Source organism: Streptomyces sp. NPDC060049 (assembly GCF_042736715.1).
Lineage (GTDB): Bacteria > Actinomycetota > Actinomycetes > Streptomycetales > Streptomycetaceae > Streptomyces.
The window spans coordinates 362,333-376,912 of record NZ_JBHWVV010000006.1 but is presented as its reverse complement, the minus strand read 5'-3'; the positions used below and the strand labels follow the sequence as shown (position 1 = coordinate 376,912).

The following is a 14,580-nucleotide window of genomic DNA, read 5'->3' as shown; positions in this document are numbered from 1 at the left end:
TCCGTCCGCACCCGCGTCCCCTCCGGAGGCACCCTCATGCCCGACCTGCACCCCTTCATCGCGGGGCTGCCCAAGGCAGAACTGCACGTACACCACGTCGGCTCGGCCTCCCCCCGCATCGTGGCCGAACTCGCCTCCAGGCACCCCGACTCCAAGGTCCCCACCGACCCCGAGGCCCTCGCCGACTACTTCACCTTCACCGACTTCGCGCACTTCATCGAGGTCTACCTGTCGGTCGTCGACCTCGTCCGCACGCCCGCCGACGTACGCGACCTCACCTTCGAGGTGGCCCGCGACATGGCCCGGCAGAACATCCGCTACGCCGAGCTGACCATCACCCCGTACTCCTCCACCCGTCGCGGCATCGACGAGCACGCCTTCATGGAGGCCATCGAGGACGCCCGCAAGGCCGCCGAGGCCGAGCTCGGCGTCATCCTGCGCTGGTGCTTCGACATCCCCGGCGAAGCCGGCCTGGAGGCCGCCGCCGAGACCGCCCGCCTCGCCGTCGACCTGCGACCCGAAGGGCTCGTCTCCTTCGGCCTGGGCGGTCCCGAAGTCGGCGTCCCGCGCCCGCAGTTCAAGCCGTACTTCGACCGGGCCCGCGCCGCCGGCCTCCACAGCGTGCCGCACGCGGGCGAGACCATCGGCCCGGAGACCGTCTGGGACGCCATCCGCGAGCTGGGCGCCGAGCGCATCGGCCACGGCACCAGCGCCACCCGGGACCCGGAGCTGCTCGCCTACCTCGCCGAGCACCGCATCGCGCTGGAGGTCTGCCCGACCTCCAACATCGCCACCCGTGCGGTCACCGACCTCGACCTGCACCCGGTCAAGGAGATGGTGGCGGCCGGCGTGCTCGTCACCATCAACAGCGACGACCCGCCGATGTTCGGCTCCGACCTCAACAACGAGTACGCGGTGGCCGCCCGGCTGCTGGACCTCGACGAGCTCGGGCTCGCGCAGCTCGCGAAGAACGCCGTCGAGGCCTCGTTCCTGGACCCGGCCGGCAAGGCGGAGCTCTGCGCCGAGATCGACACGTACACCTCAGCCTGGCTGGCTTCCTGACGCCTGCGCAGAATGGGGTGCATGCGCACCCTGACTGCCGTAGGCCACCGCGGGGATCCCTACCGCGTCCGCGAGAACACCCTTGCCTCGATCCGCTCCGCCTTCGACTACGGGGCGGACGCGGTCGAGATCGACGTCCGGATGACCCGCGACGGGGTCCCCGTACTCCTCCACGACGAGGACCTCAAGCGGCTGTGGGGCCATGACGTGCGGCTCGACGCCGTCACGGCCCCGCAGCTCAAGGAGCTGACGGGCGGCGCGGTTCCCACCCTCCGCGACGCCCTGACGGCGGCCGGCGACGGCCGGGTCATGCTCGACCTGCCCGGTGCGACGGCCGAGACCGTGCGCACCGTCGTCGGGCAGGTCCGCGAGTGCGGGGCGCGCGACCGTACGTACTACTGCGCGGGCCCCAACACCATGCTGGCGGTGCGCGCCGCCGACCCCGGCGCCGAGATCGCCCTGACCTGGACCACCCTGTCGCCGCCCCGGCGGGTGCTGATCGACGCGGTGGCCCCGAGCCTGCTGAACTACCGGTTCGGGCTGGTCGGCCGGGAACTGGTGGACGCCCTGCACCGGGACGGCCTGGCGGTGTCGGCCTGGACTCCCGACACCAAGCGGTCGATGCGCGCGATGATCACGGCCGGGGTCGACTCGATCACGACGAACCGGGTGGACGTGCTGACGGCCCTACGGGCCGGCCTCGGCCGGTGATACGCGGCTGGGGGGAACTCGCGGCGCGGATCAGGCGGGCGGGTCCGCGCCGGCAGGACCTGGGGCTGACGCTGCTGGTGCAACTGGGCGTCACCATGCCGTTCGTGGTGCCCAGGCCGGCCGACGCGCCGCCCGCGGACTGGCCCTCGTACGCGATGACCACGCTCGGCGTGCTCCCGCTGGTCTGGCGGCGGCGGGCTCCGGTGGCGGTGCTGGTCGCGATCCTGGTGGCGGGCGGCGCGTACAAGCTGGCGCTCGACGGGCCGGGGCAGCCGCTCCCGTACGCGGGGTTGATCGCCTTCTACACGGTCGCCCTGCTGTGCTCGGCCCGGGTCCGGCTGACGGTGGGCGCCCTCACGGTCCTCACGGTCACCCTGTCGGTGGGCTGGAACACCGGGACCGCGCGCGAACTCCTCTTCACGCTCTTCGTCTCGGGCGCGGCGTACGCGCTGGGCCGGCTGCAGCACACGCGGCAGGCCTATCTGACGGCCGTCGAGGACCGTGCTGCGCAACTGGAGCGGGCCAACCGGATCGAGGCCGAGCAGGCGGCGGCGCGCGAGCGCGCCCGCATCGCCCGGGAGATGCACGACATCCTGTCGCACGCGGTCAGCATCATGATCGTGCAGGCCGAGGCCGGTCCGGTGGCGGTACGGCGGGCCCCGGAACGCGCCGAGGCCGCCTTCGACGCGATCGCGGACACGGGCCGGGAGGCGATGGCGCAACTGCGCACGATGCTGGGCGTACTGCGGGAGGACGGTCCGGCCCCGCGCGAGCCCCAGCCGGGCACGGCGGACCTGCCCGCACTGCTGGACCGGGTGCGGATGGGCGGCCCGGAGATCTCCTACGAGGAGACGGGGGAGGTACGGGCACCGGCCCCGGCCGTGGACACGACCACCTACCGGATCGTGCAGGAGGCTCTGACCAATGTGGTCAAGCACGCGGACGCCCGGCGGGTGTCGGTACGGCTCCACCACGCGCCCCGGGAACTGTCGATCACGGTGACGGACGACGGACGGGGCCCCGCGCCGGGCCGCTCCGGCGGGCACGGACTGATCGGCATCCGGGAGCGCGCGGCGGCCCACGGCGGCACGGCGCTCTGCGGCCCCGGCCCGGGCGGGCGGGGCTTCGAGGTGCGCGTCCGGCTTGTAACCTCGCCGCTGGAGGTGGGGAGTTGACGATCCGTGTGGTGGTGGCCGACGACCAGGAGCTGGTGCGCAGCGGCTTCGCGATGATCCTGGACGTCCAGGACGACATCGAGGTGGTGGCGGAGGTCGGGGACGGCGCGGCGGCCGTGGAGGCGGTCCGCTCGCTGCGGCCCGACGTGGCGCTGCTGGACGTGAGGATGCCGGTGCTCGACGGGATCGAGGCGTGCCGGACCATCACGGCGGAGAGTTCCTGCCGCACGGTGATGCTGACGACCTTCGACTCGGACGAGTACGTGTACGAGGCGCTGCACGCGGGGGCGAGCGGGTTCCTGCTGAAGGACGTGCGGCGGGACGATCTGGTGCACGCGGTACGGGTGGTGGCGGCGGGCGAGTCGCTGCTGGCGCCCTCGGTGGCGCGGCGGGTGATCGAGGAGTACACGGCGGCGACGGCCCGGCCCGCCGCGGGGGCGGCGCTGTCCGCGGAGCGGCTGGAGGTGTTGACGGCCCGGGAGCGCGAGACGCTGCTGCATCTGGGGCGGGGGCTGTCGAACGCGGAGATCGCGGTGGCGCTGACGGTGAGCGAGCACACGGTCAAGTCGCATGTGGGGAACGTGCTGTCGAAGCTGGGGCTGCGGGACCGGATACAGGCGGTGATCTGCGCGTACGAGACGGGTCTGATCGCGGCCGGTGCGGTGCCCGGCTCCGGCACCGGCACCGGCACCGGCTCCTCCGGGACGTCTGCCGGCTCTGGGGTATCTCCCTCCGGAGAGTGAGGTGGAGGGGGTCTCCTCCCTCGCGGTGGTGAGTTGTCGTACCGGTGAAGACCACTCTTGGTGGTGATCCGCAACCACCCCTGCGACCAGCAGCATTGAGGTCAACGGGGCAGCACCGCCCCGTGGATCTCACAGGGGGAAACCATGAACGCGACCACTCGTACGCTGCTCGCCGCCGCTCTGGTCATGGGGATCGCGGCCGGGCCGGGCGCGCTCGCCGCTTACGCGGCGGTGCCCGTGCCGTCGGCAGCCGCGGTCGGCGCCGCCGGAGCGATCGATCCGGTCGTCTCGACGCCGCCGGACGCCGCGGCGCTGGAGAAGGCGATCGCCGGGCTGGGCGCGGGGCACAAGGACGCGACGGCCGCGCTGGTGCGGGTGGGCGGAACGAGCGGCGGCTGGCAGGGGAGTTCCGGTGTCGCGGACATCCGTAGCGGCCGCGGGGTGATCGAGGACGGCCGGTTCCGGGCCGGGTCGGTGACCAAGACCTTCACCGCGGCGGTGGTGCTCCAGCTCGCGGCCGAGGGCACGGTGGACCTGGACGCGCCCGTGCGGCGGTACCTGCCCGGGACCGTCCCCGGCGCTTACGGCGCGGTCACCGTGCGGCAGTTGCTCGACCACACCAGCGGAATCCCGGCGGCCGACGGTCCGGGGGACTCCTTCGAAGCCCAGTGGGAGCACCGCTTCGATGTGACGGACCCGCGCGACCAGATCGCGGACGCCCTGGGCAAGACCCCCGAGTTCGCTCCGGGCACGGCCCAGCACTACCTGAACATCAACTACACGGTGCTGGGCGTGCTGATCGAGAAGGTGACGGGTACGGCGTACGAGAAGGCGGTCGGGGCGCGCGTCCTGAAGCCGCTGGGGCTGCGGGACACCTCGTTCCCGGGCCGGTTCCAGACCCGCATACCGGGTCCGCACAACCACGGCTACCAGGCCGTGGCGCGGGCCGACGGTTCGACCGGGCTCCGGGACGTGACCGCGTGGAACTCCTCGGACCGGTGGGCCGCGGGCGACATCATCTCGACCACGGCCGATCTGGAGCGGTTCACCGTCGCCCTGTTCAGCGGGCGGGTGGTGCCGCGGGCGCAGCTCGAGGAGATGTTCACGGTCCCCGCGGTGAAGGACTTCGTCACCGGCAAGGACGCGGTGATGACGGCGGGGATGTCGCGCATCGTGCTGCCCGACGGCACGGTGGCCTGGGGCAAGACGGGCGGCCGGCACGGCTACAACACGGCCATAGGCGGGACCCGCGACCTCTCCCGCACCCTGGTGTACTCGGTCAACTCGACCGACGCCAAGGGCCAGGACATGAACCCGGTGGCCCTCGGCATCGTCATGGCGGCCTTCGCGAAGTAGCCCGGCCTCAGCTCCGGGCCCCGGCGGTGACGGCGGCCGGGGCCGGGCCGGTATCCGCCCCCATGGCTTCCAGCCGCTTGATCATGCGCCGCAGGACGAGCAGCGGGAGCACCCCGAAGACACCGAACGACATGTCGATGACCGACCACCAGAAGGGGATGCCCCGGACGGGCCCGCAGATCAGGGCCAGCGGGATGATGCCGGCGCAAGCGACCATTCCGGCGTCGACGATCCAGATGTTGCGGACCGGGTCGCGATGCACTCCGTAGAAGAAGACGGCGATCACCAGGTGGGCGAAGGCGAGCCAGTCGGTGCCGTAGAGCAGGAACGGGTAGGCGGCGTCCGCCTCGTCGAGTCCGTCACCGACCCGGCGCAACCACTCGTTGTCCACCAAGGCGTTGGCCCAGCGGAGCTCGCTGACGAGGGGGAAGGCCGTGAGGCCGCTGAGCACGAGGCAGACGAGGAACAGGGTCAACCAGGCACGGATCCGCCGCTCAAGGGCGCTTCTCTCGCTCATGGAAGGAAGCATACCCAGATTTTGAACATGTTCAGCACAATCTCTGAACATGTTCACTTCTGCACCTCCCCGCTCCGGCCGCCCCGCTCCGGCCGCCCCCTCACAGACCGACGATGCCGTTCCAGCGCTTGGCGAGGGGCGCCCGCTCCGCCGAGGAGATGTCCCGTGAGACGACGAGCCGCTTGCGCATCTCCTCGTCCGGGAAGATCAGCGGGTTCTCGGCCAGTTCGGCGGTCTCCCTGTCGCCCGAGGCGGCCAGGACCGCGCGGGCGGCCGGGACCGGGCAGACGTAGTTGACGGAAGCGGCGAGCTCCGCGGCCACGGCGGGGTCGTAGTAGAAGTCGACCAGCGCCTCCGCGTTGGCCTTGTGTCGGGCGAGGTTGGGGATGAGCAGGCTCTCCGCCCAGAGTTCGGCACCCTCCTCGGGCACGACGAACTCGATGTCGGGGTTGTCGGCCCGCAGCTGGATCACGTCTCCGGAGTACGCCTGGCAGGCCAGGACGTCCCCCTTGCTGAGGTCGGAGGTGTAGTCGTTGCCGGTGAAACGGCGGATGTGCTGCTTCTTCACCATGCTCTCCACCTGGTCGCACATCCGGTGGAAGTCGGACTCGGTCCACCGGGTGACGTCGACGCCGTTGCCCTGCATCAGCAGGGAGAAGGACTCGTCGAGGCCGGAGAGGAGCGTGACCTTGCCGGCCAGGTCCGGGTGCCACAGGTCCTTGACCGACTTGATCTCCCGGCCGAGCGCCTTGCGGTTGTAGGCGATGCCGGTGATCCCGGACTGCCAGGGGACGGTGTGCAGCCGGCCCGCGTCGAAGGCCGGGGAGCGCAGCTGCGGGTCCAGGTACTTGGCCACGTTGCCCTGCGCCGAGCGGTCCATCTTCTGGGCCCAGCCCAGATGGACGAAGCGGGCGGCCATCCAGTCGCTGACCACGAGCACGTCATGGCCGGTCTCCTGGCCGTTCATCAGCGCCGGGCTGACCTTGCCGAAGAACTCGTCGTTGTCGTTGATCTCCTCGGTGTACCGGACCTCGATGCCGGTCTTCACCGAGAAGGCGTCGAGCGTCGGCCGCCTGTTCTCGTCCTCGTCGTCGGTGTCGATGTAGAGCGGCCAGTTCGAGAAGGAGACGCTCCGGTCCGACCCGGAGCGGTCCCGTCCCTCACGCCGGTTCTCGGGTACGTACGCGGCGGGGACACCGCAGCCGGTCACGGCGGCCAGCAGGCCTGCGGCACCGAGGCCGCGCAGCGCCGTTCGGCGGGAGAAGGCGAGTTCAGGCATGGCCAAAGCCTCGGCGAAACGCGAAGGGGCGGGCAATAGACATGTTGTCTACTGCCCGCCCCTTCAAGGCCTTGTCCTGATCGATGCGATCGGCGTAGTGGCCGGTCAGCCGTCCAGCGAGGTCATCACGTGCTTGATGCGCGTGTAGTCCTCGAAGCCGTAGGCGGAGAGGTCCTTGCCGTAGCCGGACTTCTTGAAGCCGCCGTGGGGCATCTCGGCGACGAGCGGGATGTGGGTGTTGATCCACACGCAGCCGAAGTCGAGGTTCTTGGACATCCGCATCGCGCGGCCGTGGTCCTTGGTCCACACGGAGGAGGCGAGGGCGAACTCGACGCCGTTCGCGTAGTCCAGGGCCTGGGCCTCGTCCGTGAAGGACTGGACGGTGATGACGGGGCCGAAGACCTCGTTCTGGATGATCTCGTCGTCCTGCTGGAGGCCGGAGACGACGGTCGGGGCGTAGAAGTAGCCCTTCTCGCCGACCTGGCGGCCGCCCGCCTCGACCTTCGCGTGGGCGGGGAGCCGCTCGATGAAGCCCGCGACCTGCTTCAGCTGGTTCGGGTTGTTCAGCGGGCCGTACAGCACGTCCTCGTCGTCCGGCTGGCCGGTCTTGGTGTCGGCCGCGTTCTTGGCCAGCGCCGCGACGAACTCGTCGTGGATCGACTCGTGGACCAGTACGCGGGTGGCCGCGGTGCAGTCCTGGCCGGCGTTGAAGAAGCCCGCGACCGCGATGTCCTCGGCGGCCTTGGCGATGTCGGCGTCCTCGAAGACCACGACGGGCGCCTTGCCGCCGAGCTCCAGGTGGACGCGCTTGACGTCCTTGGCGGCGCTCTCGGCGACCTGCATGCCCGCGCGCACCGAGCCGGTGATGGAGGCCATCGCCGGGGTGCGGTGCTCGACCATGGCGCGGCCGGTCTCGCGGTCGCCGCAGACGACGTTGAAGACGCCCTTGGGCAGGATCGAGTCGATGATCTCCGCCATCAGGATGGTGGAGGCCGGGGTGGTGTCCGAGGGCTTGAGGACCACGGTGTTGCCCGCGGCCAGGGCCGGGGCGAACTTCCAGACGGCCATCATCATCGGGTAGTTCCACGGCGCGACCTGGGCGCAGACGCCGACCGGCTCACGGCGGACGATCGAGGTCATCCCCTCCATGTACTCGCCGGCCGAACGGCCCTCGAGCAGGCGCGCGGCGCCCGCGAAGAAGCGGATCTGGTCCACCATCGGCGGTACTTCCTCGCTGGCCGTGAGGCCCAGCGGCTTGCCGGTGTTCTCCGACTCGGTGGCGACCAGCTCGTCGGCGCGCGCCTCGAAGGCGTCCGCGATCTTCAGCAGGGCCTTCTGGCGCTCCGAGGGGGTCGCGTCGCGCCAGGCCGGGAAGGCGGCGGCGGCGGCGGCCATGGCGGCGTCGACGTCCGCCTGGCCGGAGAGCGGGGCGGTCGCGTACGCCTCGCCCGTGGCGGGGTTGACCACCTCGGTGGTCCGCCCGTCGGCGGCGTCCTTGAACTCCCCGCCGATGTAGTTGCGCAGACGACGCAGTTCGGTGGTCACTACAGCCACACTCCTGATCACATGTCCAGTGGTTGAGACAGCTCCCCAGCCTATCCCGGCGCACGCCGTTTTCGACAGGCCCACCCACCACGAACTACGGAATCAGTGAGAATGGAGCAGCGAAACAACGAATTACATCGGTCTTCTCTTGCGGAACAGACGACTCCTCGTGCACAGTGAGGTCGTGGTCAGTCGAAGCGCAGATTCCAGGAACAGACAACCGTCCCCTTCGGTCGATGCTGTATCCCTGGCGATCATCGAGCAACTGCAAGAGGACGGTCGCCGTCCCTACGCAGCGATCGGCAAGGCCGTGGGCCTGTCCGAAGCGGCGGTGCGCCAGCGCGTACAGAAGCTGCTCGACCAGGGCGTGATGCAGATCGTCGCGGTCACCGACCCGCTCACCGTGGGGCTCCGGCGCCAGGCGATGGTCGGCATCAACGTCGAGGGAGACCTCGACCCGGTGGCCGATGCTCTGACCGCCATGGCCGAGTGCGAGTACGTGGTGATGACCGCGGGCTCGTTCGACCTGATGGTGGAGATCGTCTGCGAGGACGACGACCACCTACTCGAAACGATCAACAAGAAGATCCGCGCGCTCCCCGGCGTGCGATCCACCGAAAGCTTCGTTTACCTGAAGCTGAAGAAGCAGACCTACATGTGGGGAACTCGATAGCCCGTGAGCCAGGACCTCTCCAAGACCGCCTACGACCACCTGTGGATGCACTTCACCCGCATGTCGTCGTATGAGAACTCGCCCGTACCCACCATCGTGCGGGGCGAGGGCACCTACATCTTCGACGACAAGGGCAAGCGCTACCTGGACGGTCTCGCCGGACTGTTCGTGGTCAACGCCGGTCACGGCCGCAAGGAACTGGCCGAGGTCGCCTACAAGCAGGCGCAGGAACTCGCGTTCTTCCCCATCTGGTCGTACGCGCACCCCAAGGCCGTCGAGCTCGCCGAGCGCCTCGCGCACTACGCCCCGGGCGACCTGAACAAGGTCTTCTTCACCACGGGTGGCGGCGAGGCCGTCGAGACCGCCTGGAAGCTCGCCAAGCAGTACTTCAAGCTGCAGGGCAAGCACACCAAGTACAAGGTCATCTCGCGTGCGGTCGCCTACCACGGCACCCCGCAGGGCGCCCTGTCCATCACCGGCCTGCCGGCCCTGAAGGCCCCCTTCGAGCCGCTGGTCCCCGGCGCGCACAAGGTAGTGAACACCAACATCTACCGCGCCCCGATCTACGGCGACGACCCCGAGGCCTACGGCCGCTGGTGCGCCGACCAGATCGAGCAGGAGATCCTGTTCGAGGGCGCCGACACCGTCGCCGCCGTCTTCCTGGAGCCGGTGCAGAACGCCGGCGGCTGCTTCCCGCCGCCGCCCGGGTACTTCCAGCGGGTCCGCGAGATCTGCGACGAGTACGACGTGCTGCTCGTCTCCGACGAGACGATCTGCGCCTTCGGCCGTCTGGGCACGATGTTCGCCTGTGACAAGTTCGGCTACGTCCCGGACATGATCACCTGCGCCAAGGGCATGACCTCGGGCTACTCCCCGATCGGTGCCTGCATCATCTCGGACAAGCTCGCGGAGCCGTTCTACAAGGGAGACAACACCTTCCTTCACGGCTACACCTTCGGCGGACACCCCGTGTCCTCCGCGGTGGCGCTCGCCAACCTCGACATCTTCGACAAGGAAGGCCTCAACCAGCACGTGCTGGACAACGAGGACGCCTTCCGCTCGACGCTGGAGAAGCTGCACGACCTGCCGATCGTCGGCGACGTCCGCGGCAACGGCTACTTCTACGGCATCGAGCTCGTCAAGGACAAGGTCACCAAGGAGTCCTTCACGGACGAGGAGACCGAGCGCGTCCTCTACGGCTTCCTCTCCAAGGCGCTCTTCGAGAACGGCCTGTACTGCCGCGCCGACGACCGTGGCGACCCGGTCATCCAGCTGGCCCCGCCGCTGACCGCCGACCAGGGCACCTTCGACGAGATCGAAGGCATCCTGCGCCGCGTGCTCACCGAGGCCTGGACCAAGCTCTAACCAGCAGCCGTCCCCGGCCGGCACCGGGAAGCAGATGGTCCTGCCACACGGCCCGGATCCCCCGTTCGAGTGAGAACGGCGGGTCCGGGCCGTGTGCTGTCCCCAGCCGGGACGTTCATCTCTTTACATCTCATTGCGGCGCCAGTGACCAAGCAGGCTCCGCTTCGTTCCCCCGGACGGAGGTGTACGCCATGGTGGCTCCACGGGACAACGCTCCGCCGGACCCTGCCCCGCCTCAGGACGATCTGCTCTGGGCACGGTCCGTTCACTACTCCCACAGCGGTTCGCCGGGACTCATCGGAGTCTCGGTCGGTGTCCGCGCGGGCGAGATCCTCGCCGTCACGGGCCCGCGCGGCAGCGGCAAGACCACCCTGCTGCGCTGCCTCTCCGGACAGCTGAAGGCCGAGCAGGGCGAGGTCTGGTTCAACAGCGTCCCCGTGCACACCATGGGAGCCCTGGCCCGGGAGCGGCTGCGCCGCGACCGGTTCGGCTTGATCGGCCCCGAACCGCAGCTGCTGCCCGAGCTCCGGGTCTGGGAGAACGCCGCGCTGCCGCTGCTGATCGCGGGCGCGACCCACCGCAGCGCCAAGAGGGCCGCCTGCGAATGGCTGGACCGCCTCGACATCGGCGCCTTCGCCCGCAAGCGTCCCGGCGCCCTCAACCGGGCCGAGTCCCAGCGCGTCGCCCTCGCCCGCGCCCTCGCGAGCGAACCCGTCGTGATCTTCGCCGACGAGCCTGCGGCCCCGCTGCACCGCACCGAGCGCGCGCTGCTGCTCCGTACGCTCACCACCGCGGCCCGCTCGCACGGGATCACCGTCCTGCTGGCGACCCACGACGAGGAGACCGCGGCCGTCGCCGACCGGCGGTTCGACCTTCTCGACGGCCGCCCCGCCGCGGCCGCCGGCTCACCGCAGACCTCCTTCCCCCATCCCCCGGAGGATCAGGCCGCGTGCTCGCTCTCCGCCTAGCCCGCGGCTCCCGCCCGCTCGTCCAGCTGCGCAGGATGCTGGTCGCCGCCGCCTCGGCCGGCAGCGGCTTCCTGCTGCTGTACGTGCTCGCGGACGCCACGGCCCGGACCGCCGGATCGTTCCCTCGCCTGCTGTGGGCCCTGGTCCCGCTCGCGGCCACCGTCCAGTTCGCCGTCGCCGTGGCCCGCAGCGACCCGGCGACGCGGCCCCGGGAGGGCCTCGACGCGGCCGGGCTGGGGCCCGTACGGCTCACCCTGGTCGCGGCGGTCTCCACCGCCGTCGCCTGCACCCTCGGCAGCGCCGTGGCCCTGGCCGCCTTCCTGCACCTGCGCGGGGAGGTCACCGGGCTGCCCTTCGACGGCGCCGGGGCGAAGCTGCTGCACGCCGAGCTGCCACTGCCCGTGGCGGCCGCCCTCACCCTGCTCGCCCTGCTGCCGCTGGCCGCTTCGGCCGCCACGGCCCTGGCCCTGCGCCCCCACACCCGGCCCGCCCCGCAGACCGTACTGCCCTGGGGCATCGCCCTCACCGCCTGCGGACTCGCCGCCCTGGCCTACGCCGGACCCGACGCCGCCGCCCTGCCCGTGGGCTGGGCGCTCACCGCCGTCGGACTCGCCCTCGCCGGCCCCGGCCTGGCCTACGCCTGCGGGGCGCTCGTCCAGTCCGTCCGCCCGGGCGCGCTCCGGCTGCTGGCCGGACGGGCCCTCCAGGAGGAAGCCCCCCGGCTCGGCGCGCCCCTCGGGGTCCTGTGCGCGGTCGCCGCGGGCGCCCTCAGCGCCTGGGCCCTGCGCGGGCACGGGGGCCTGCAGGTCCCGCTCGGCCCGCTGACCGCTCCCGCCGCCGCGCTGGTGACGCTGTGCGCGGCAGCGACTCTTCTCACTTCGGCGGTCGATGTCCACCAGGCCCGGGCCGCCACCCGCGAGACCCTGACCGGCCTCGGCGCACCCGGCGGAGTCCTGCGTACGGCCGTGACCGTGCGGGCCACCGCCCTGACGGCAGTGTGCCTGCCGCTCAGCTGGGGTGTGTCACAGCTGACGTCGCTGGCATTGACCCGCTGACCCGGGCAGCCCTTAGTGTGGGCCGAATGGTCAACGCAGACATCGAGATCGAGACGCTCTCCGAATTCGACCGGGTCGTGGCACGCGGCTCGCTCAGCGGGTACCGGATCCAGTCGGTCAACCTGCTGGAGCGGACCTTCGCGCTGCTGTCCGCCGACACCTCGGCAGCCGTGTTCCTGGGCTGCGCGATGGAGCCCGACGCCTCGGTGAAGGTGCGCGCGGACGGCGCTCTGGTCTTCCCGCCCGTCCCCGACCTGCCCTTCAACCCCTACCGCGGCCTGCTGTACACGGCCGAGGAGCTGTTCGCCGGACTGGCCGCCGGCTACGCGGCCACCCCGGACGCCGAGTCCTACGCCTGGTTCCAGGAGACCAAGGCGGACGGTGACGTCTTCTCCTCGATGCTGCGCTCCCTCCACGACGACGCCGTCTCCGACGCCCTCGACGAGCACCTCGCCGGCGCCCGCGTGGTCGGCGTGATGGGCGGCCACGCCATGGCCCGCGGCGGCGGCGACTACGAGGGCGCGGCGGAGCTCGGCCGCGCCCTCACCCGCTCCGGCCTGACGGTGGCCACCGGCGGCGGCCCGGGTGCGATGGAGGCCGCCAACCTCGGCGCGTACCTCGCCCCTGCCCCCGACGACGCCCTGCCCGAGGCTCTGAAGATCCTGTCCGCAGCCCCCTCCTTCGCCCCGTCCGTCTCCGACTGGGCACAGGCCGCCTTCGCCGTGCGCGAGCGCTGGCCGGCCGTCGCCGGCGGCGACTCGGTGGGCATCCCGACCTGGTTCTACGGGCACGAGCCGCCGAACGCCTTCGCCGGCCACATCGCGAAGTACTTCGCGAACGCCACCCGGGAGGACGGCCTGCTCGCCCGGTCGAACGCGGGCGTGGTGTTCCTGCCGGGCGCGGCGGGAACGGTCCAGGAGATCTTCGACAGCGCGACGCCGAACTACTACGGCTCGCGGGGCGAGCCGGCGCCGATGGTCCTCGTCGGCCGCGCCCACTGGACCGAACACCTCCCGGCCTGGCCGCTCCTCCAGGCGCTGGCCCGCGGCCGTGCGATGGAGTCGCGGATCGCGCTGGTCGACTCCGTGGACGAGGTCCCGAAGGTCCTCGCCGCAATGAACTGACCCCGGCAGGCAACTTCTCGCCCCTTCCACACGTCTGCAAGAGGTACGCACACCGCAGAACCTGCCAGACGTGAACGGAGCCCCCGGGTGCTCATAGGCCTGCTGACCGCCATCGCGGCATCCATCTGCTACGGCACGGGATCCGTCCTGCAAGCCGTGGGCTCCCGGCGGGCGGCCCGCACGTCGCCGGCCGCCGCCGGGGTCACACAGCACGGTGGCCCGAACCTCTCCTCCACCGCGAAGGCCGCGATGACCTGGGAGTTCATCGTCGGCACGATCCTGGACTTCGTGGGCTTCGGCCTCGGTGCCCTGGCCGCGCGCCTCCTTCCCCTCTTCCTCTCGCAGACCGTCATCAGCGCCAACCTGGTGATCACCGCGGTGCTGAGCGTGAAGATGCTGGGGATCCGGCTGACGCGCAAGGAATGGACCTCGATCGGGGTCGTCTGCACGGCTCTGGTCCTGCTGGCCACGGCTGCGGGACACGAGGGCGGCCACCACGCACCGGCGGCCACCCACTGGTGGCTGCTGGCGGTGACCGCGCTGATCATCGTCGGCGGCACGGTGGCGGTACGCCTCCTCGGCAGCCGGGCCGCGATCCTCGCGGGCCTGCTCTCGGGCCTGGCGTTCGGCGCCCTGGGGGTCGGGGTCCGCATCCTGAACGGCATCGAGCCGTTCTCGTTCCCCGCCCTCCTGTCCGATCCGGCCCTCTACGCCATCGTCCTGGCGGGGGTCGGCGGCATGTACCTCCACACGGTCGCGCTCCAGATCGGCTCAGTGAACGGCGCCACCGCCGCCCTGGTGGTCGGCGAGACCGTCCTGCCCGGCGCCATCGGCGTCCTCTGGCTCGGCGACGCCTCCCGCCCCGGCATGGCCTGGCTGGCGGTCCTCGGCTTCGTCCTGGCGGTCACCGGCGCGGTGGCTGTCGCCTGGTTCGGCAACCACGACGGGGCCGAGGCGCAGACCCCCGCCGAACCGGTCCCGGTCGGGTGACCGCGCCGCGCGGTCAC

The 14,580-nt window shown here is 71.2% G+C and carries 13 protein-coding genes and 1 pseudogene; 11 read left to right on the top strand and 3 right to left on the bottom strand.

All coding sequences use genetic code 11. The annotated features are described in order from the left end of the window. Positions 1-36: 36 nt before the first annotated feature. The 5 genes from ACFWBY_RS14255 to ACFWBY_RS14235 all read left to right on the top strand — a co-directional run bounded on the left by ACFWBY_RS14255 (position 37) and on the right by ACFWBY_RS14235 (position 5,047). Positions 37-1,062, top strand: coding sequence for an adenosine deaminase (locus ACFWBY_RS14255; RefSeq protein WP_385329268.1), 1,026 nt, complete (start codon positions 37-39; stop codon positions 1,060-1,062). Between the two features lie 21 nt (positions 1,063-1,083). Further along, a complete protein-coding gene (locus tag ACFWBY_RS14250; protein WP_385329270.1) occupies positions 1,084-1,773 on the top strand; it encodes a glycerophosphodiester phosphodiesterase in 690 nt (229 codons plus the stop codon). Next, complete coding sequence (locus ACFWBY_RS14245; RefSeq protein ID WP_385329273.1) at positions 1,770-2,948, top strand: sensor histidine kinase; 1,179 nt, start codon at positions 1,770-1,772, stop codon at positions 2,946-2,948. Before ACFWBY_RS14250 ends, ACFWBY_RS14245 begins: the two co-directional genes overlap by 4 nt. After that, positions 2,945-3,691 (top strand): response regulator, encoded by a 747-nt coding sequence (locus ACFWBY_RS14240; protein ID WP_385329276.1) that lies wholly within the window; start codon positions 2,945-2,947, stop codon positions 3,689-3,691. The genes ACFWBY_RS14245 and ACFWBY_RS14240 overlap by 4 nt, the downstream gene beginning before the upstream one ends. Positions 3,692-3,835: 144 nt before the next feature. Next, positions 3,836-5,047, top strand: coding sequence for a serine hydrolase domain-containing protein (locus tag ACFWBY_RS14235; RefSeq protein ID WP_385329278.1), 1,212 nt, complete (start codon positions 3,836-3,838; stop codon positions 5,045-5,047). 7 nt (positions 5,048-5,054) lie between these two features. Here ACFWBY_RS14235 and ACFWBY_RS14230 read toward each other — a convergent pair whose 3' ends face one another. The 3 genes from ACFWBY_RS14230 to ACFWBY_RS14220 form a co-directional block, all read right to left on the bottom strand. Then, positions 5,055-5,564: a hypothetical protein gene (locus tag ACFWBY_RS14230; protein WP_385329280.1), complete on the bottom strand. Its 510-nt coding sequence runs from the start codon at positions 5,562-5,564 to the stop codon at positions 5,055-5,057. A 100-nt stretch (positions 5,565-5,664) separates the two neighbouring features. Beyond that, entirely contained in the window at positions 5,665-6,843 is a 1,179-nt protein-coding gene (locus ACFWBY_RS14225; protein ID WP_385329283.1) for a spermidine/putrescine ABC transporter substrate-binding protein, read from the bottom strand. 105 nt (positions 6,844-6,948) lie between these two features. Continuing rightward, positions 6,949-8,388, bottom strand: a complete 1,440-nt coding sequence (locus ACFWBY_RS14220; protein ID WP_385329286.1) for a gamma-aminobutyraldehyde dehydrogenase — start codon at positions 8,386-8,388, stop codon at positions 6,949-6,951. Positions 8,389-8,557: 169 nt separating this feature from the next. Between ACFWBY_RS14220 and ACFWBY_RS14215 the strand changes: the two genes are divergently transcribed. From ACFWBY_RS14215 to ACFWBY_RS14190, 6 genes and pseudogenes are all read left to right on the top strand, one after another. Further along, positions 8,558-9,061, top strand: a complete 504-nt coding sequence (locus ACFWBY_RS14215; RefSeq protein WP_073910973.1) for an Lrp/AsnC family transcriptional regulator — start codon at positions 8,558-8,560, stop codon at positions 9,059-9,061. A gap of 3 nt (positions 9,062-9,064) precedes the next feature. Next, positions 9,065-10,426 (top strand): aspartate aminotransferase family protein, encoded by a 1,362-nt coding sequence (locus tag ACFWBY_RS14210; RefSeq protein ID WP_214947890.1) that lies wholly within the window; start codon positions 9,065-9,067, stop codon positions 10,424-10,426. Positions 10,427-10,731: 305 nt separating this feature from the next. After that, positions 10,732-11,394, top strand: a pseudogene (locus tag ACFWBY_RS14205) (ABC transporter ATP-binding protein); the annotation flags it as partial. Then, the gene (locus tag ACFWBY_RS14200; RefSeq protein WP_385329290.1) at positions 11,376-12,449 is read left to right on the top strand and encodes a hypothetical protein; all 1,074 of its coding nucleotides are present in this window, start codon (positions 11,376-11,378) and stop codon (positions 12,447-12,449) included. The pseudogene ACFWBY_RS14205 and the gene ACFWBY_RS14200, both read left to right, overlap by 19 nt. 26 nt (positions 12,450-12,475) lie before the next feature. Beyond that, positions 12,476-13,573 (top strand): LOG family protein, encoded by a 1,098-nt coding sequence (locus ACFWBY_RS14195; protein WP_385329292.1) that lies wholly within the window; start codon positions 12,476-12,478, stop codon positions 13,571-13,573. Positions 13,574-13,660: 87 nt separating this feature from the next. After that, positions 13,661-14,563: a hypothetical protein gene (locus ACFWBY_RS14190; protein WP_385329295.1), complete on the top strand. Its 903-nt coding sequence runs from the start codon at positions 13,661-13,663 to the stop codon at positions 14,561-14,563. The last annotated feature ends 17 nt before the right edge of the window (positions 14,564-14,580 follow it).